We start from the raw sequence: 19664 nt of genomic DNA on the forward strand, positions 1-19664 counted from the left end.
TCGCCTGCCTCGCCGAACTCGCCGGCGCCGCCCCCACCGCGGTCAGCCAGCACCTGGCGAAACTCCGGCTCGCCGGCCTGGTCAAAGGCCGCCGCAAAGGCACCTTCGTCTACTACTCCGCCGCGAACGAGCACGTCAGCAGGCTACTCAAGCAGGCCCTCTTCCACGCCGACCACATCGACGCCGAGCCCCGAGCGGCCGCCCGTTGACCTGATCCGCGTAGCCAGGGATTCAGCGCTCAGTGGCTCAATCGTGGTCGGGGATCCCGTGCAGATGGTGGTCGGCCGCGTTCATGACCTCCGCCAAGAGACGCCGGACATGCCCGCCACGAGCGCGGTAGAGGATCCGCCTGCCGTCCCGGCGTTGCGTGACCAGACCGGCCAGCTTGAGCTTGGCCAGATGCTGGGACACCGCCGGACGCGCGATGGCGACCGCGGCCGACAACGACGCGACGTCGTACTCCTCGCCGCTGATCAGCCACAGCATCCGCATCCGGGTCGGATCGGCCAGCATCCGCAACGCCGTGGACGCGGCCTCGACCTGGTCATCGGGAGGCAGCCGGGTCCACTGGTCGCCTGATTCGTCATGTGCGTACATGAGCACCTATCATGGAAGGGGCTTCGAGCGAGCGGAGTGGTGGAGCGTGTCGTTGTTCGGCCATCGGGACTACCGGCATCTGTTCGGGGCACAGCTGGTCGCGCTGTTCGGCACTGGATTGACGACCGTAGCGCTCGGCCTGCTGGCCTACGACTTGGCGGGGGCCAGTGCCGGCGCGGTGCTGGGAACAGCGCTGGCGATCAAGATGATCACCTATGTCACGGTCGCGCCGCTCGCCGGGGCCTACGCCGACCGGGTGCCACGCCGCCTGTTCCTCGTTTGCCTGGACGCTGTCCGCGCGCTCGTCGTCCTCGCGCTGCCCTTCGTCGACCAGGTCTGGCAGATCTACGTCCTGATCGTGGTCCTGCAATCCGCGTCGGCGTCGTTCACCCCGACCTTCCAGGCCGTCCTCCCGGACATCCTGCCCGACGAACGCGACTACACGAAGGCGCTCTCGCTGTCGCAGCTGGCCTCGACGATGGAGAGCCTGCTCAGTCCCCTGCTCGCCGCCGCCGTGCTCAGCCTCGTGTCCTTCCACTGGTTGTTCACCGGCACCTCGATCGGGTTCGTCGCCTCCGCCGTGCTCGTGCTGAGCACCCGCATCCCCGACGCGACCCGCAGTCACCGCGGCGGAATCTGGGACCGTACCCTCGCCGGGATCAAGATCTTCACCGCGACCCCGCGCCTGCGTGGAGCACTCGGTCTCGACCTGGTGGTCGCCGCGGCCGGCTCGATCGTCATGGTCAACACGGTCAACTACGTCCAGGACACCCTCGGCCGGTCCCAAGCCGACGTCGCGCTTCTCCTGGCAGGCAACGGCATCGGCACCATCCTGGTCGCACTCCTGCTCCCCCGCGCCCTCGACCGGATCCCCGAACGCACCGTCATGCTTTCCGGCGGCGGAACCCTCCTCACCGGAATGACCGGCGCCATCGCACTGTCCACCGCGGACTCCGGCAACTGGCGCTGGGGAGCCGCGCTCACCGTCTGGGCGATCATCGGCCTCGGCACCGGACTGGTGCTCACTCCTGTCGGCCGGGTCCTGCGCAGGTCCAGCCAACCCAGCGACCGGCCAGCGATCTTCGCCGCCCAGTTCTCGCTGTCGCACGCCTGCTGGCTGCTCGCCTACCCCATCGCCGGCTGGCTCGCCACCACCGCCGGATTCACCACCACCTGGCTCGTTCTCGGCGCACTCGCACTACTCGGGCTCGCCGTCACGATCCGCTCGTGGCCACGCCGCGACCCCCTGCTTCTCGAACACACCCACCATGAGCCCATCGACCCCGCTCACCTCGCCGACGCCGTCCAGGCCGGCGACGGCACGTGGCGGCACAGCCACGAGTTCGTCATCGACCAGGACCACCGCCGCTGGCCGGCGGCCTCGTGAGTGGTAAGGACGGTTCTCTTGAGGGGTAAGGCAACTGTGGCGTGTTGCGAAGCCACTTTCGCACCGTCAGCCGAAGTGATCGACCCAGGTGGTGGTGAAGGCCTCCTTGCCTACCCTGAAGGTAGGGAAGGAGGCCTTCGCTACGTCGTCGACATGGCCCGGGGCGTGTGTCGAAGGGCGGCCATGAGCGGACCGCCCACCGCACCCGACACAGTTGCCTCACCCCTCAATAACCGTCCTTACCACTCACGAGGCCGCAACGGCAGCACCCGCGCGTCACCCTTCTCCAGCGTCGCCGCGGCCTGAGGCGGCTCAGGTCATGGCGACCAGGGTCCGCCGCTTGCCCGTGAACGGCTCGCGTCCGTGCGCCATCAGCATGTTGTTGATCACCATGATGTCGCCCGGCTGCCACGGGAACGCGTAGCTGACCTCGTCGTACGTCGCCTTGATCGTGGCCAGGTCCGCCTGCGGGATCGGCGAGCCGTCGGCGAAGAAGGCGTTGCGGGGCAGGTCTTCCTCGGGGTACAGCTCCAGCAGCGCCTCGCTGACCTCCTCCCCCAGGCTCGAGACATGGAACAGGTTGGCCTGGTTGAACCACACCGTCGCGCCGGTGTGCGGTTCCGCGACGAACGACGGGCGCACGTGCCGGGTGCGCAGGCCCTCGTCGGTCCACTCGTACGTCTGCCCGTTGCCGGTGCAGTAGTCCGCCACCGCCTGGCGGTCGTCGGTCTGGAACGCCTCCTGCCAGGTCAGCCCGAGGCCTTCACGGAACGCCCGGGTGTAGGTGACACCGCCCGCGAAGCGCTCCCGCAGGTCCTCCGGCAGCAGGCGGTACATCGCGCGGCTGTCGGCGATCGGCGTCGCGCCGCCGGTTTCGGCCGCGGTGTCGCACAGGAAGAACAGGCGGGCGGGCCAGCGCGCCGAGTACGAGTTCTCGTTGTGCATCGGGATCGACTCGGCAGGCGGGTACTCCGTCGAGGTGTAGATGTTGCCCGAGACCGCCGACCGCGGCGTCGACCGTTCCGTGTACGTCAGCAGCGAGCCGCCGATCTCCTCCGTGACCTGGTTGAACACCGCCAGATCGGCAGGCATCCCGCGCAGCAGGATCGCGCCGTGCTCGCGCAGCCGGCCCTGCAGCACTTCGCGATGCGCGCGCACCCAGTCCAGACCCGTGGCCGCGTACACGGTGATCTTCGTGTGTTCGTTGCCCTCGACGTGGCCGAGGTTCGCCGCGAGTTCGGCGGTCATGACTCCTCCAGTTCGAATCGGATCAGCTTGGCGGCCTCGGCGTGCAGCGCGGCGAGGTCTTCGGTGTCGGCGAACCCCGCGGCGAGTACGTTCACCGCGTAGATCTCCTGGTCGTCGGTGAGCAGCTGGCCGGGGCGCACGATCGTGACGACCTCCAGGACCTCGGGCAGCCCTGCGACCTCGTCGGTGCCCTCGACGCGGATCAGCCGCCCGGTGCCCTCGGCGTAGAAGATCAGGTAGCCCACCGGCACCGGCAGGCCCGCACCTCGCGCGGGCGGTGGCGTGCCCAATGCCAGCGACACGGCTTCGGCGATGACATCGATGCCGGTCGCGAGCTTCAGCAGCACCGGCTGGGCGCCGCCTGCCGGGCGGCCCGCGTTCACCTCGACGATCGTCGGGCCCAGCTCGGCATCGTCGATCAGTTCCAGGTGAGCGCAGGTGTTGTCCAGACCCAGGGCGAGCGCGGCGGCCGTAGCGGCCGCGAACAGCCGCCCGGTGTCCTCTTCGGACAGTTCGAGCGGCGGGCAGACCATGCCCAGCTCGAACTTGCGCTCGTCGATCAGCGGCTTCTCCACCACGGCGACCGGTTCCGCGACGCCGTCGCGCACCAGGACGTCGACCGCGTACTCCGGACCGCGCAGCAGGCCTTCCACGAGGAACACCTTCAGCGGGTCGATCGGCGCCGGTCCGCCACCGACGAGCCGGTGGTACCGTGCGTCCTCCGACAGCGGCAACCGCTCGGCCAGCAGCCGGTACGCTGCCGCCAGTTCGTCCACTGTGGACACAGTACGCACGAGATTGCTCGCCGCGCCGTTCACCGGTTTGACGATCGCCGGGAGCCCGACTGCCGAAGCCACCGACGCCGCCTCGGACTCGGCCGAGATCAGCGCGCAGCGTGGCCCCGGCAACCCGGCCGCGCCCAACGCCTGCCGGACCGCGAACTTGTTGTGCGTCACGGTGAACACCGACGCCGGGCAGCGCGCCACCCCGAGCAGCTCGGCCGCACGGGCGACGCTCGCGATGATCCCCTCGGCGGCGGTCACCACCCCGGCCGGACTGACGGTCCGCACCCGGATCGCCTCGGCGACGGCTTCGGCGTCACGGACGTCGTCGACGACGACGATGCCGTCCACCAGTTCCGCCACCTGTGCCTGCTCGGCCGGTTCCAGGGGTTGGGTGACCAGCTCGGCCCGCAGGCCGGTCGCGTGCACAGCGGCCACGAAGTCGGCGATCCACTGCCCTGCGGTCTCGCAGACCACGAACGCGGTTTTCACACTTCCTCCAGTTCGAGCCGGACGAGCTTGCTCGCCTCCGCGTGCAGGTCGGCGAGGTCCTCGTGATCGGCGAACCCGGCCACGACGAGGTTGACCGCGTAGGTCTCCTGTTCGTCGGTGAGCACCTCACCCGGCGAGACGGTGGTGACGACGTCGATCACCTCGGGCAGCTCGGCGATCTCGTCGAGCCCGCCGATGCCGGTCAACCGGCCCGAACCGGCCGCGTAGAGGATCAGCATGCCCAGCGGGATGGGCAGTTTCGCGGGTTCCCGCACCGGCGGCGGAGCGCCCACCGCGAGCGCCGCCAGCTCGGCGAACACGTCGATGCCGGTGCGCAGCTTCGCCAGCAGCGGCATGATCGAGCCGGCGGGCCTGCCCGCGTTGACCTCGACGATCGTCGGGCCACGGTCGACGTCGTCGATCAACTCGACGTGGGCACAGGTGTTGTCGAGCCCCAGCGCGCGGACGGCGGTGACCGCCGCGGCGGTCACCAGCTCGGCCCGGTCGGCGGTGAGCCCGGCGGGCGGGCACGACAGCGCCAGCTCGAACTTCCGCTCGTCGATCAGCGGCTTGTCGAGGATCTCGACCGGCTCGGCGACCCCATCACGGACCAGCACGTCCACCGCGTACTCCGGGCCGGACAGCAATCCTTCGACGAGGAATGTCGCCGAAGGGTCCAGTGTCCCCAATGGACGGTGGTAGCGCGGATCCGCGGACTCGGGCAGCCGCGCGGCCAGCAGCTCGTACGCGGCCGCTAGTTCGTCCACAGTGGACACCGCGCGGATCAGATTGCTGCCCGCCCCGTTGACCGGTTTGACGATCGCCGGGAGCCCGACCGCGGAAGCGACCGATGCCGCCTCGGCGGCCGACGAGATCAGGGCGTGCGCGGGCCCGGGCAGCCCGGCCGCGGCGAGCGCCTCCCGGACCGCGAACTTGTTCGCGCACAAGGCGAACACCGACGCCGGGCAGCGCGCCACCCCGAGCAGTTCCGCGGCGTGGGCGGTGCTCGCGATGGCGCCGTCCGAGCCGGTGAAGATCCCGGCCAACGCGCCGCCGTCGATCTCCCGGACCTTCGCCGCGACGGCTTCCGGGTCGTGGACGTCGTCGAGCGCGACGACGTCGTCTACCACGTTCGTCAGCGCGGCGCGCTCGGCCTCGTCCATCGGCGGGGCGAGCAGCACCACGCGGTGCCCGGCCGCCCGCATCGACGGCGCGACCTCGCCGACCCAGTGTCCGCGGGCCTCCCTGACCAGCACTGCCGTACTCATGCGGCTTCCTTCCCGGCGAGCTTGCGCTCCCGTTCCTGCGCCCCCACCAGATCGTCGGGCAGCGAATCGGGCACCTCGGTGTCGAAGCGGCGCAGGCGCCGCAGCGAGAACCCGCCCACGTTGATCAGCAGCAGGATCAGCGCGAAGACGACATAGGCGAGCCCGATGCCCCGGGTCTCGCCGGTGCCGAGCACGGCGCCGACCGACCCGGTCAGCGCGCCGCCCGGTGCCAGCAGCGGCGAGAACCAGCCGACGGCCAGCGGCGCCAGCACGGCGAACCCGATCGGCAGCGTGGACCAGGTGATCGTCTGGTTGATCGCGAACACCCGGCCGTGGAACCGCTGCGGCACCTTGACCTGCACCAGCGTCGCGTAGATGCCCTGCGACACGGACATCGCGGCGGCCAGGAGGAACACCCCGGCCGCGACGACGATCAGCGACGGCCGCAGGCCCATCACCAGGCTGCCGAGCGCGATCCCTATGTTGCCGACGAGCACACCGACCATCCGGCGGTGCCGCGGGCCGCCCCACAAGGCCATCCCGATCCCACCCGCCACCGCGCCGATGGCCTCGGCCAGCGCCACCTGCGCGACGTCGGTGACCGAGCCGAACGACAGCACGAGCGGCGAGACTAGCACCAGCGCGGGAGCGAGGAAGACGTTCGCCAGCGCGAAGTACAGCAGCATCGTGCGGAAACCGCGGTGGTTCCACGAGTACCGCAGCCCACCTGCGATCGCCGTCAGCAGCGGTTCGCGCGGGCGCCAGCCCATCATGTCCGGGAACCGCACCAGCAGCAGGCCCACGATCGCGAACGCGTAGCTCGCCATGTCCAGGATCAGGATGCCGGACAACTGAATCGTCGCCAGCAGCCCGGCCGCGAGCACCGGCATCAGCAACTGGGCGAAACCGGTGGACAGCTGCGCGAGGCCCATCGCGTGCCCGAGATACTGCTTCGGCACCAGCTGAGCCACCGACGACTGATAGGCGATGCGCTGGAACGAAGCGGCCACCGACCCGAGCGGGATCAACACGTAGAACAACCACAGCTGGACATGCCCGGTGATCAGCAGCAACGCCAGTATCAGCTGGATCCCGCCGGCGATGCCGCTGGCCGCGATCATGATCCGCCGCCGGTCGCCGCGGTCGACCAGTGCGCCGGCCACCGGCAGGACGAGCACGCCGAACAGCAGCGCGAGCGCCCACAGCAGGCCGAGGTCGGCCACCGAGCCCGTGCGCGTGTAGAGCCAGATCGGCACCGCGAAGGACGTCAGCGCCGAACCGGTCGAGGACACCAGTTGCCCGACCGTGATGGTGACGAACCGGGCCATGCTCGGCCGCACCGCGGGTTTCTCGTCCACCTCCGCCCGGTGGGTCTCGTGCACCGCCCAGGCCGCGTCTTCGCCGCGGACCCGGACGTCGAGTTCGCCGGGGTCGTCCAGCGCCGGATGCACGCGCGTGACGATCTCCGCGAGTTCGTCGGCCCGGTAGCGCAGGAAGAAGTGCCCGGCCCGGTCGAGCACCACGAGCGCGGTGGTGTCGGTGAGGAACTCCCATTCCCGGTACCGCTCGGCGTAGTAGTCGGTGACCGGGTCCTCGGAGCCCACGACCGACACGATCGGCGCGCGCAGCTTGGCCACGCGGGCGTCGAGCAGGCCGCTGAAGTACTCCTCGGCGGCGCGGCTGTCGGCGCGCATGTTCGTGATGATCCGGTCGGCCTGCGCCGGGTCGAGGTCGTCGGTGTCGACGCCCATGCCCTTGAGCCAGTTCGAGTAGTACCGGTTGCTGCGCAGCTTCTCCAGCCGGGTGCGCAACGTGCCCACCGGGCCCTTCATGCGGGCGAACGGGAAGATCGCGCCGATGTAGACGACCTCCAGCTCGCGGCCGCGCTCTTCGAGCAGCCGGGCGACGGCGACGGCGAGCGCGTTGCCGACACCGCAGTGGCCGTAGATGGCCAGCGGGCCGTCGACGCGGTCGAGGATCTCGTCGGCCAGCCGCTCGACCAGGTCGTCGAAGGGCAGGGCCTCTTCGGACAGTCCGACGTCGTGCCCGGGGATGGCGACCGAGTAGAGCGAGTAGCCCTCCGGGAGCGCGTCGGCCAGCGGCTGGTACACGATCGCGCTGCCGCCGCCGTAGGGGAAGCAGACGTAGGTCAGCGTCCGCTGCGTCGTCGGCTTGGTCAGCTCGTACAGCAGATGCCGCGGCCGGTCGGTGGCGTCATCGTCCATGAAGGACGCCAGCTCGCGGATCGTGCGGTGCTGGAACAGGTCCATGACGCCGACCTGCCCGGCGCCCGCCTTGCCGATCCGTGCCACCACCTGGGTGGCCAGCATCGAGTGGCCGCCGAGGTCGAAGAAGTCGTCGTCGACGCCCAGCTCGTCCACCTTGAGCACGTCCCGCCAGATGTCGGCCAGCAGGGTTTCGACCGGGGTCGACGGCGCGACCAGTTCCTTGGTCGCGTCCCGGGACGCGACCGGAGCGGGCAGCGCCTTGCGGTCGAGCTTGCCGTTCGGGGTGAGCGGCAGCTCGTCGAGCGCGACGAACGACGGCGGGACCATGTAGTCCGGGAGGCTCTGCTTGAGCGCCGTCCGCAGCGCGCCGGGCTCGGCGTCGCCGACGACGTACCCGACCAGCCGCTTGTCCCCCGGCGTGTCCTCGCGGACGATCACGGCGGCGTCGCGCACACCCGGCTGGGCGCGCAAGGTCGTCTCGATCTCCCCCAGCTCGATGCGGAGGCCGCGCAGCTTGACCTGGTGGTCGATCCGGCCGAGGAACGCGATCGTCCCGTCCGGGCGCCAGTGCGCGAGGTCGCCGGTGCGGTACATCCGTCCACTGTGGAACGGGTCGGGTACGAACCGCTCTGCCGTCAGCTCCGGGCGGTTGTGGTACCCCAGGGCGAGGCCGACGCCGGCGATGTGCAGTTCGCCCGGCACGCCGACCGGGCAGGGCCGCCCGGCACGGTCGAGCACGTAGATCCGGATGTTCTGGATCGGCGCTCCGATCGGCACCGACGCGACGTCGGCGAGCGCGGCGGGCGTGCAGTGCCAGGCGGTGACGTCGATGGCGGCTTCGGTCGGGCCGTAGAGATTGTGCAGCTCGCAGTCCGGCAGCCGCCGCGTGAACTCGCGGGCAGCGTCGAGCGGTAGCTCCTCGCCGCTGCACACGACCCGCCGCAGCGCCGTGCAGGTCTCGACGCCTTGTTCGGCCAGGAAAAGCGTGAGCATCGACGGCACGAAGTGCGCGGTGGTGATGCCTTCGGACGCGAGCAGCTCACGCAGGTACGCGGCGTCCTTGTGGCCGCCGGGTTCGGCGAGCACGAGCCGCGCACCGGTGATCAGCGGCCAGAAGAACTCCCAGACCGACACGTCGAAACCGGCCGGGGTCTTCTGCAACACCGAATCGGTGTGGTCGAGGCGGTACGCGCGCTGCATCCAGTCGAGCCGGTTGACGATGCCGCGGTGACCGTTGGGCACGCCTTTCGGCTGACCGGTGGAGCCCGAGGTGTAGATGACGTACGCCGGGTCATCCGGTCCGGCAAGCGGCTCAGGCGGGGTGCCCGGTTGCCCGGCCGTCTCGGCGAGGTCGTCCAGGACGACGACGGTCGCGTCCCCCGGCGGCAGTGTTTCACGCAACGCCGCCTGCGTCACGACGACGGGCGCGGCCGCGTCCCGCAGCATGAACGCCAGCCGGTCGGCCGGGTACTCCGGGTCGAGCGGGACGTACGCGCCACCGGCTTTCAGCACGCCGAGGAGCGCGACGACCAGTTCGAAAGACCGCTCCGCGAATACCCCGGTGAGCACGCCCGGTCCGACGCCGAGCCCACGCAGCCGGTGCGCGAGCCGGTTGGCCCGCTCGTCCAGCTCGCGGTAGGTCAGCGACGCACCGCGGAAGGTCACCGCGGGCGCGTCCGGCGTCCGGGCGGCCTGCTCCTCGACGAGCGTGTGCAGCGTGGTCTGCGGGAACTCGGCGGTCGTGTCGTTCCAGCGCTCCAGGACGAGTTCGCGCTGTGCGGCGTCGAGAATGTCCACTTCGGACAGTCGCCGGTCCGGGTCGGCGACGATCGAGCGCAGCAGCGTGACCAGCCGCCCGGCCATCCCGTCGACCGTGTCCGGGGTGAACAGCGCGGTGTTGTAGACGAGCTTGCCGATCAGCCCGCGTTCGACCTCGATCGCGTGGAACTCGAAGTCGAACCGGGTAGCGGGCAGGTCCATCGGCAGCCAGCGGAAGTCCACTTCGGACTCACCGGCCGCGCCCATCCGGCCCATCTCGTAGTTCTGCAGCACGAACATCGCCTGGAACACCGGCGAGCGGCTGACGTCGCGGGGCACGCCGAGCGCGTTCACCAGCCGTTCGAACGGGACGTCGGCGTGCTCGAACGCGTCCAGCACGTGCCGCCGGGTGCGTTCGAGCAGCTCGGCGAACGTCGGGTCACCCGCGAGCTGGGCACGCAGCGGCAGCATGTTGATGAACATGCCCGCCACGCCCTCCAGCTCGGGCAGGCCGCGTCCGGCCGACGACGAGCCGATCGCGAAGTCCTCCTGGCCCGAGTACCGCGAAAGCAGCACCTGGTAGGCGGCCAGCAGGGTCATGAAGAGCGTGACGCCGTGCTCACGGCTCAGCTCGCCGAGCGCGCGGGCGAGGTCGCGCTCGACGAAGAACTCGTGGATCGCGCCGTCGAAGCTCTGCTTGGCGGGCCGGGGCCGATCGGTGGGCAACTCCAGCGGCTCGACCCCGGCGAGCTGTGCCTTCCAGTGCTCCAGTTGCCGGTCGAGTTCGCCACCGGTGAGCGTGCGGCGCTGCCAGTGCGCGAAGTCGCCGTACCCGATGCTCAGCGCGGGCAGCTGGGCCGTGCCGCCGGTGCTCAGAGCGTGGTACTGCGCGGCGAGGTCACGCAGCAACAGGTCGACCGACCAGCCGTCGCCCACGATGTGGTGCGTGCACAAGACCAGCAGGTGCTCCTCGTCGGACACCCGGGCCAGTGTCGCCCGCAGGAGCGGGCCCGTGGCCAGGTCGAACGTCTCGGCCGCGGCGGCGTCGACGGCGGCGCGGGCGGCTTCCTCAGTTCCCGCATCCACTATGGACAAATCAACCGAGACCGAAGGTTCGATGTGGACGGTCGGCTGTCCGTCGTCCCCCTCCGGGAAGCGCATCCGCAGCGCCTCGTGCCGCGTCGGCAGGGTGTCCAAAGCGGACTGGAGCGCGGCGACGTCGAGCCTGCCGGTCAGCCGGATCGGCACCGGGATGTGGTACGACCCGGTGCCCGGGGCGAACTGCTCCATGAACCAGACGCGCTCCTGCTGGTAGGACAGCGGGACGACGGCGTCGGCGGGGCGCGGCGTGATGGTCGCGGCCGGCTCCGCGCGCCGTCGCAGCCGCCGTTCGAGCAGGGCGCGGCGCGCGGCCGCGCTGGTTTCGTCGATCGCGGTCATGAGTTCTCACCTTCGGCCAGCTGGCGCTGGACCTCCTCGTCGCTGAGCTGGTCGAGGTCTTCCTCGAGCCGCCGCTCGATCTCGGCGGCGAGACCGGCGACGGTGGTGAGAGAGAACAGCCCTCGCACCGGGATGTCGACCTCGACCTGCTTGCGGATCCGGGCCATCGCGCGGATCGCCAGCAGCGAGTTGCCGCCACGGGCGAAGAAGTCGTCGTGCGCGCCGAGGTCGTCGATGCCGAGCAACTCGCCGAGCACTTCGGCGACGAGTTCTTCGGCCGCGGTCCGGGGTGCGACGTACGCCGGCGCCTCGCCGGGTTCGGGATCCGGCAGCGCGGCCCGGTCGAGTTTGCCGCTGGCCGACATCGGCAGCGCGTCGAGCGACACGAACCGGGTCGGCACCAGGTACTCCGGCAACGTCTTCCGCAGTGCCTCGGCCGCGCCCTCGGTGCTGCCGACGACATAACCGACGAGCGTGTCGCCGCGGACCGCCACGGCCGCGTCCCGCGCCTCCGGCAGCTCGCGCAGTGCGGCCTCGACCTCCCCGGGCTCGATGCGGTAGCCGCGCAGTTTCACCTGCTCGTCGATGCGGCCGAGGTAGTCGAGCGTGCCGTCGCGGCGCCAGCGGACGAGGTCGCCCGTCGCGTACATCCGGCCTGACAGGCCCTCGATGAACTTCTCCGCGGTCAGATCCGGCAGCCCGAGGTAGCCGCGGGCGAGCTGCGACCCGGCGATGTACAACTCGCCCGGGACGCCCGGCGGCACCGGCTGCCGCCGTTCGTCGAGGACGTACACGCGGGTGCCGGGCACCGGACGGCCGATCGGGACGGGTCCGGACGGCAGCTCGTCCCCAGGTTCGACCCGGTGCACGACGCAGCCGACGGTGGCCTCGGTCGGGCCGTACTCGTTGACGACGAGCGTACCGGGGTGCCGACCCCGCCACGGCTGGACGGCCTCGGCGGTCAGCGCTTCACCGCCGAGCACCAGCTCACCCGTCGGGAACAGCTCCTCGGCGAGGACGGCGAGGTGTGTCGGGGTCGCCTTGACGAACGTCGGGCGTCCGCCATCGACCACCGCGCCCCCGGCGGTGAGGGTGCCGAGCAGCGTCGTCACGGTGAGGTCGAACGACGGCGACGTGTGCAGCAACGCCCGTCCGGCCAGGCCGGGGTACGCCTCGCGCGCCCACGCCAGGTACGTGTCGACGGCCCGGTGCTCGACCTCGACGCCCTTGGGCCGCCCGGTCGAGCCCGACGTGTAGATCACGTAGGCGACGTCGCCCGGCCCGGCCGCCGGGTCCGGGTCCTCGGTGGCCGCGGCGGACCACTCGGCCGGGTCGTCGAGGGCCAGCGTCTTGGTGTCCAAAGTGGACTCTCCGGAGACCAGCACGAACGGGACACCCGCGTCGGCGAGGATCAGCGCCTGCCGGGGTGCCGGGTTGGCCGGGTCGAGCGGGACGTAGGCCGCGCCGCTCTTCAGCACGCCGAGCACGCCGGTCAGCAGATCCGCCGAGTTCGGCACGCACACGCCGACGACGGTGCCGGGACCGGCGCCCAGCTCGCGCAGCCGGTGCGCGACGCGGTTGGCTCGCGTGTTCAGCTCGGCATACGTCAGGCGAACTCCGCCGAAGTCGACGGCGGGCGCGTCCGGGGTCCGCCTGGCCTGTTCCTCGAAACGGGCGTGCACCGTCTTGGTGTCCGGAGTGGACAGTTCCGTCGGGTTCCACGCGGTCAGGACCAGCTCGCGCTCGGCGTCCGACAGCAGCGGCAGATCCGCGACCGACCGGGCCGGATCGGCGACCGCCGCGCTCAGCAGCCGCACGTACCGCTCGGCGATGGCTTCGGCGGTCTCGCGGTCGAACAGGTCGGTGCGGTAGACGAGCCTGCCGTCCACGGCGGTCAGGTCGATCGCGATGTCGTCCTTCGCGGTGGCCGAACGGATCGGCTCCAGCCCCGAGTCGGGCAGGAAGTTGAACCCGAGCTGGTACAGCGCCTGCACGCCGGGATCGCGCTCGGCCCCGACCGCCTCGGCGACCGCCTGGAACGGCACCTGGCTGTGGTCGATCGCCTCCAGCAACGTGGACCGGACCCGGCCCACCAGCTCGGTGAACGCGGGCGCGCCCGAGCAGTCGACTCGCACGGCCATCTGGTTGACGAACATGCCGATCAGGTCGGCCAGCTCGGGAAGGTCACGGCCGGCGACCGGGACGCCGACGACGATGTCGTCCGCTCTGGACAGTCGCGACAGAAGCGCCGAGTAGCCGGCCAGCAGCACCATGAACGGCGACGCCGACAGCTCCAGACTCAGCTCGCCGACCCGGTCGATCAGACCGTCCGGGAGGGCGAAGTGCACCTGGTCACCGGCGAACGTCAGCTCCGACGGCCGCGGCCGGTCGGTGGGCAGGCCGTGCACCGGCGGCAGCCCGGCGAGCTGCTTGCGCCAGTAGTCCAGCTGTTCGCTGGACGTTTCGAGCTGCCCGCGCTGCCAGGCCGAGAAGTCCGGGTACTGGATGGCCAGTTCGGGCAGCTTCGGCTCGCGGCCCTCGAACACGGCGTCGCACGCCTCGCCCAGCTCGGCCCCCAGCACCAGCACCGAGCCTGCGTCGAACACGGTGTGGTGCACGACGAACGTGAGCACCCACTCGGCGTCGGCCATGCGGCAAACCTGGGCCCGCCACGGCGGCGGCGAGTCGAGCGGGATGGCCTCGCGCGACACACCACCGACGAGTTCGGCGAGCCGGTCTTCACGGGCGTCGGCGGGCAGGTCTCGCAGGTCGTGCACCTCGGGCTCGATCGGCACCTCTGCGTGCACCACCTGCATGAGCGCGCCGCCCTCCATGCGGAACGACGTGCGCAGCGCCTCATGCCGCCCGACGATGACGCCGAGCGCGGCGCGCCACTGCTCCGCGGTCAGCGGGCGGTCCAGCCTGGCCTGGCAGTGCAGGTTGTACACCGGGGACGCCGGGTCGAGCTGGCCGGACAGCCAGATCCGCTCCTGCCCGAACGAGGCCGGGAACGTCCATTCCTTCGTGTCGCTCATGATTTCCTGTTCAGTGAGAGGTCAAGCGCAAGTGCCGCGTCGGTCCAGGGGGTCGTGAGTGGTAATGACGGTTAGAACGATCATTGCCACTCACGAGGCCTGACCCACCGCTTCAGCGTTCGAGCTTCGGGATGGTGGTCCGGGCGGATTCGTCCGGCGCCTCGGCCTTGCCGGCGCGCAGCTCCTCGATCCGCTCGGCCAGAGTGGCCACTGTGGACGCTTCGAACAGCGTCTTCATCGCCAGCCGCGTGCCGGTGGCCTTGCGCACCTGGGCGATGAGCTGGATGGCGACCAGCGAGTTGCCGCCGAGGGCGAAGAAGTCGTCGTGCACGCCGATCCTCTCCACGCCGAGCAGCTCGGTCCACTGGCGGGCGATCTCGGCCTCCAGCTCGGTGCGCGGGGCGACGTAGTCGTCCTCCGACACCTTCACCGGCGCTTCGTCGGGTTCGTCCAGCTCCTCGACGGTGACCTGGTGCTCGATCAGCTCCCGCACCGGGAGGGTGCTGATCACCACCTGCCCGCCGAGACCGGGAGCCAGCGCCCGCACGAACGCCTCGGCGCCGTCCACCGGCCGGATCCCGGTCGACGTCCCAACAGTGTCCACAGTGGACGCCGAAGTCAGGCCGCCGCCGACGGCGGCCTGATCGACCTGGCGCAGCACGAAATCCTCGATCGTGACGAGCACGCGACCGGTCTCGTCGCACAGCGAAAGGTCGGCCGCCACCACCTGGTCGCCGCCGGAGTCGCGGTAGCGCAGGTGGCTGCGGAAACTCGCCGGGAGCGCGTCGTGCACGACGATCCGGCCGTAGCTCATCGGCAGGTAGGTGCCGCTCCCCCGGCCGCGGCCGAACGCGGTCGCGACGTCCAGCAGTGCCGGGTGCAGGCCCCACGCGCCGGCGTCACCCGCCGCCGCGTCGGGAGCCGTGATCGTGGCCAGCTCCTCCTCCGCGCCGATGCGGTGTTCACGCAGCGCCGCCCAGCGCGGGCCGAAGGTGACCATGCTGGTGCGGCCGGCGCCGAAGCCGTTCCCGTCGTCGATCGGCTCGGTCCGCCCGGTCACCGCCTCGATGTCCACAGTGGACGCCGGCCCCGCCTCGACCCATCCGGCGGATCCGCGCACGTGGGTCCGGCTCGCGCCGGCGACGTGGCTGGTCACGGTGAAGTCGTCGCCGTCGAACTCCACGCGGTACTCCGCGGTGGCGCCGTCCGGGACGCCGAACGGCTCCAGGAACGCGACGTCCCGCAGCTCGACGACGTGCCCGTCACCGGGCTTCGGCAGCGCCGCGGCCACCGCCGCACGGACGGTCTCCAGGTGTCCCGTGCCCGGCACCACCGGCACCCCGGCGATCCGGTGCTCGTCGAGCAGCCAGTGCGTGGCCGCCGAGACGAGCCCGTGCGCGCCGTCCTCGGTACGCGTGGTGAGCACGGGGTGCTCGACCGGGCCGAGCGCCCGCGACCGGGTGGTGCGGATCGTGGTCGGCGCGGCCACCTCCGCGGCCATGCCGACCTCGTCCCAGCCACCCCAGGCGTGCGACACCAGCCGCGCCTGCCAGCCGTGACCGCCCCGCGCGTAGGCGTCGAGGAAGTTGTTGGCGGCGCAGTAGTCGACCTGCCCGATGCCGCCCACCGCCGCGGTGATCGACGAGCACAGCGCGACGAAGTCCATCGGCAGGTCGGCGAACGCCTCGGCCAGCGCCAGTGTCCCGGCGATCTTCGGGGCCAGCACGGCCTCGGCCGCGGCCCGCTCCTTCACCTCGGCGACGCCGCCGCCGGGCAGCCCGGCGGCGTGCACGATCCCGTCGAGGCCGCCGAACTCGCGCTCGGCCAGCTCACGCACCTCGCGCAGGCGCCGCGCGTCGGTGACATCGGCGGCGACGACGTGCACTACCGCGCCCGCGGTCTCCATCCGCCGCACGGCGAGCATCGCGCGCCCGGCGCGGTCGGTGCCGCCGTGCGCGGCGAGGTGCGCGTCCCACTCCGCCCGCGGCGGCAGCCCGGCGCGGGTGAGCAACACGAGCTTCGCCCGCACCCGGCGAGCGAGGTCCTCGGCGAGCGTGATGCCGATACCGCCGGTCCCGCCCGTGATCAGGTACCGGCCGCCGTCGCGCAGCACCGGCTCCGCGGCCGCGGGCAGTTCGAGCTGGGTGTAGTCCAGCACCCAGCGACGACCGGCCCGCAGCGCGACCTCGGCCGCCGCGTCAACCGGGCGGAACAGCTCAGCGACAGCGTCCTGCGGGCGATCTACATCGATCCGGCGCACCACCGTGCCAGGGACTTCCAGCGGCACGACCCGGGCGATGCCGGCGAGGGTCGCGTGCTCGGGGCGGGTCAGATCGGTGCCGGTGACGTCGGCGGTGCCGGTACTCAGCACGTCGATCCGCACCGGCTCGCCCCAGGCCTGAACAAGATTGAGCAGGCTGAAGAACCCGTGGTCCTGTGCGGCCATGCCGCGCTCTTCCCCGGCCAGCGTCCAGGCGTGGACGACCCGCTCGGGCCGGGCGGGCAGCGCGGCCACGAGCGCGTCGTAGTCTTCGCGGGCCCCGGGCCGGACGGTGAATCCGGTCTCCGTCGCGGCGAAGCCGTCGCCGGGGCGCACCTCGGTGACCGTCACACCCGCCTCGCGCAGCAGACCGGGCAAGACGTCGTCAGCGGCGAAGACGAGCGCGTTCGCGAAGGGCTCGCGTCTCAGGTCCGGTTCCGCCTGCCGCCACGCCGGGACCGCGAACCACTCGGACAGCGGCAACGGACCGGTCGACCGCGCGGGCTGGGCAGCCGTGACCGGATCCGGGTCGACCCAGTACCGCTTGCGCGCGTACGGGTAGCCGGGCAGCGGTACCCGGTGCCCGGGCGCACCGAACGTCCGCGGTTCCAGGGAAACCCCGTTCGTCCACAAGAGACCGGCCGCGCCGTAAAGCGTTTCGACGTCGCCGATGCGCTCGGTACGGCCCGGCAGGCTCGGCTGCGGCGCGGGCATGCCCTTGGGGACCTGGCCGCGGGACAGCCCGGACAGCTGATGACCCGGGCCGCATTCGACGAGCGCCCAGCGGCCGCCGCGCGCGAACAGGTTCTTGACGCAGTCGCCGAACCGGACGGCCTGACGCAGGTGCGAGGCCCAGTAGGCCGGGTCGGTGGCCTGGGCGTCGGTGATCCAGTCGCCGGTGACGTTCGACAGGAACGGCAGCGCGGGCGCGATGCGGGTGACGGCGGCGACGGCCGCGGTGAACTCGGCGAGGATCGGGTCCATCATCGGCGAGTGGAACGCGTGCGAGGTCACCAGCTCGCGGCACTGCACGCCGCTGGCCTTGAGCGTCGCCGCGAAATCCGCGACCGCGTCCGACGGCCCGGCCACGACACACGTGCCGGGCCCGTTCACCCCGGCGATCGCGAGCGTGCCCGGCAGCCGCGAGGTGACGCTCTCCTCGTCGAGCTGGACGGCCAGCATCGCCCCGGCGGGCATCGACTGCATGAGGCGGCCGCGGGTGGCGACCAGGTTCAGCGCGTCCGGCAGCGTGAAGACCCCGGCGACGGTGGCGGCGACGTACTCGCCGACCGAGTGACCGATCATCGCCGCGGGCCGCACACCCCAGCTCTGCCACAGCCTCGCCAGCGCGTACTCGACGACGAACAGCGCGGGCTGGGTCACGCGGGTTTCCCGCAGCGCCTGCTCGCCGCCGGGCCGGAAGATCAGGTCGCGCAGCTCCGGCAGCTCGGGTTCGAGCAGCCGCAGGCACTCGTCGACGGCCGCGGCGAACACCGGCTCGGCGTCGTACAGCTCGGCGCCCATCCCGGCGTATTGGGAACCCTGCCCGGGGAAGAGGAACGCCACGTTCGTCTCCCCGGCCTGTGCGGACACGAGGCGCCGGGGGTCGCGCAGCCCGTCGACCGCGTCCTCCGGGTCACGGGCGACGACGACCGCGCGGTGCGGGTACTCGGTGCGCCCGGCGGCGAGGGTGTACGCCACGTCGGCGAGGTCGAGGTCGACGTCCCCGGCCAGCCGCTCGGCGAGCTGGTCGACCGCGGCCGAGAGCGCTTCCGCGGTGTTGGCCGACACCCGCAGCAGATGCGCCGGATGCGGCGTCCGGGACCGCTGCGGACTCGGTGCCTCCTCCAGCACGACGTGCGCGTTGGTGCCGCCGACGCCGAACGAGCTGACGCCCGCCCGCCGCGGCACCCGGCCCGCCTCCCACTTCGTCACCTCGCGCGCCGGGAAGAACGGGCTCGCCGGGAAGTCGATCCCCGGGTTGGGTTCGTGATAGTTGATGGTCGGCGGGATCAGCCCGTGCTCCATGACGAGCACGGCCTTGATCAGCGAGACCACGCCCGCCGCCTGCGACAGGTGGCCGATGTTGGACTTCACCGAGCCGATCGCGCACCAGCCGGTGTCCGCGACCCTGTCCCCGTACACAGTGGACAGTGCGGTGATCTCGATCGGGTCACCCAGCGCGGTTCCGGTGCCGTGCGCCTCGACGTAACCGATGGTGCGCGGATCGACACCGGCCATGCCGACGGCCTGCGCGATCGCCTCCGTCTGCCCGGACACGCTGGGCGCGGAGAAACCGACCTTGGTGGCGCCGTCGTTGTTGATCGCGTTGCCCAGCACGACACCCCGGATGTGGTCGCCGTCCTCGATCGCCTGCGACAGCCGCTTCACCAGCACGACCCCGACGCCGCTGCTCCAGACCGTGCCGTTGGCGTCCGCGTCGAACGCGCGCACGTGGCCGTCCGGTGAGGTGAAGCCGTCGACGCCCATGTAGCCGACGCCGTGTGGCATCTCCACGTTGACCCCACCGGCCAGCGCCATGTCGCACTCGCCGTTGCGCAGCGCCTCGCAGGCCAGGTGCACCGCGACCAGGGACGTCGAGCAGGCGGTGAACACCGCGAGACTCGGACCGCGCAGGTTGAGCTTGTACGACACCGAGGTCGTCAAGTAGCTCGGCTGGTTGCCGGTCGAGATGCCGATCCCGCCGTGCTGCGAGGCGAGGAGCCGCTCGTTGCGCATCAGGTTCTCGGTCAGGTAGCCGGTGCCCCCGGACCCGCCGTAGACGCCGATCGCGCCGTCGAAGCGGGCCGGGTCGTAGCCCGCGTCGGTGAGCGCGGCGTGGCACGACTGGAGGAACAGCCGATGCTGCGGGTCGGTGATCTCGGCCTCGCGGCTGGTCATGCCGAACAGCTCCGCGTCGAACTCGTCGAAGCCGTCGACCACGGCGGTGGCGTTCACCCAGCTCGGATCGTCCACTGTGTCCGGTGCGGCGCCGCGGGCGATCATCTCCTCGCGGGTGGCGGGCACGATCGACTCGACGCCGTCGACGAGGTTGCGCCAGAACTGCCGCGCGTCACGCGCGCCGGGCACGCGCACGTCGAGTCCGACGATCGCGATCGGTTCGGCTCCGGGATCGCCGGTGCCGGTTTCAGGGAGGTGGTTCACGGTG

General features: G+C 71.4%; 9 protein-coding genes. 2 read left to right on the forward strand and 7 right to left on the reverse strand.

All coding sequences use genetic code 11. The annotated features are described in order from the left end of the window. Positions 1-209: ArsR/SmtB family transcription factor (locus AC069H_RS42285; protein ID WP_478236109.1), on the forward strand; the 209-nt coding region annotated here is incomplete at its 5' end. Positions 210-246: 37 nt separating this feature from the next. Here AC069H_RS42285 and AC069H_RS42290 read toward each other — a convergent pair. Then, entirely contained in the window at positions 247-597 is a 351-nt protein-coding gene (locus AC069H_RS42290; RefSeq protein WP_478236110.1) for an ArsR/SmtB family transcription factor, read from the reverse strand. Here AC069H_RS42290 and AC069H_RS42295 point away from each other — a divergent pair. Further along, complete coding sequence (locus AC069H_RS42295; protein ID WP_478236111.1) at positions 596-1984, forward strand: MFS transporter; 1389 nt, start codon at positions 596-598, stop codon at positions 1982-1984. The genes AC069H_RS42290 and AC069H_RS42295 overlap by 2 nt on opposite strands. 312 nt (positions 1985-2296) lie before the next feature. Here the strand turns inward: AC069H_RS42295 and AC069H_RS42300 are convergent, their stop codons facing one another. From AC069H_RS42300 to AC069H_RS42325, 6 genes are all read right to left on the reverse strand, one after another. Continuing rightward, positions 2297-3232: a TauD/TfdA family dioxygenase gene (locus tag AC069H_RS42300; RefSeq protein ID WP_478236112.1), complete on the reverse strand. Its 936-nt coding sequence runs from the start codon at positions 3230-3232 to the stop codon at positions 2297-2299. Next, positions 3229-4506: an ATP-grasp domain-containing protein gene (locus AC069H_RS42305; RefSeq protein WP_478224601.1), complete on the reverse strand. Its 1278-nt coding sequence runs from the start codon at positions 4504-4506 to the stop codon at positions 3229-3231. Before AC069H_RS42305 ends, AC069H_RS42300 begins: the two co-directional genes overlap by 4 nt. Next, positions 4503-5774 carry an ATP-grasp domain-containing protein gene (locus AC069H_RS42310; protein WP_478224602.1) on the reverse strand — a complete coding sequence of 424 codons (1272 nt, stop codon included), beginning with the start codon at positions 5772-5774 and terminating at the stop codon, positions 4503-4505. The genes AC069H_RS42305 and AC069H_RS42310 overlap by 4 nt, the downstream gene beginning before the upstream one ends. Further along, a complete protein-coding gene (locus AC069H_RS42315; RefSeq protein ID WP_478236113.1) occupies positions 5771-11200 on the reverse strand; it encodes a non-ribosomal peptide synthetase/MFS transporter in 5430 nt (1809 codons plus the stop codon). Before AC069H_RS42315 ends, AC069H_RS42310 begins: the two co-directional genes overlap by 4 nt. Continuing rightward, positions 11197-14235 carry a non-ribosomal peptide synthetase gene (locus AC069H_RS42320; RefSeq protein WP_478236114.1) on the reverse strand — a complete coding sequence of 1013 codons (3039 nt, stop codon included), beginning with the start codon at positions 14233-14235 and terminating at the stop codon, positions 11197-11199. The genes AC069H_RS42315 and AC069H_RS42320 overlap by 4 nt, the downstream gene beginning before the upstream one ends. Positions 14236-14347: 112 nt before the next feature. Beyond that, positions 14348-19660: a type I polyketide synthase gene (locus tag AC069H_RS42325; protein WP_478236115.1), complete on the reverse strand. Its 5313-nt coding sequence runs from the start codon at positions 19658-19660 to the stop codon at positions 14348-14350. Positions 19661-19664: the final 4 nt, after the last annotated feature.

It is taken from the genome of Amycolatopsis sp. NPDC043887 (genome assembly GCF_056435665.1).

Coding starts and splice junctions, on each gene's coding strand:
- AC069H_RS42315 (WP_478236113.1), bottom strand. CDS start 11,200: ATGACCGCGATCGACGAAACCAGCGCGGCCGCGCGCCGCGCCCTGCTC.
- AC069H_RS42290 (WP_478236110.1), bottom strand. CDS start 597: ATGTACGCACATGACGAATCAGGCGACCAGTGGACCCGGCTGCCTCCC.
- AC069H_RS42295 (WP_478236111.1), top strand. CDS start 596: ATGAGCACCTATCATGGAAGGGGCTTCGAGCGAGCGGAGTGGTGGAGC.
- AC069H_RS42320 (WP_478236114.1), bottom strand. CDS start 14,235: ATGAGCGACACGAAGGAATGGACGTTCCCGGCCTCGTTCGGGCAGGAG.
- AC069H_RS42300 (WP_478236112.1), bottom strand. CDS start 3,232: ATGACCGCCGAACTCGCGGCGAACCTCGGCCACGTCGAGGGCAACGAA.
- AC069H_RS42310 (WP_478224602.1), bottom strand. CDS start 5,774: ATGAGTACGGCAGTGCTGGTCAGGGAGGCCCGCGGACACTGGGTCGGC.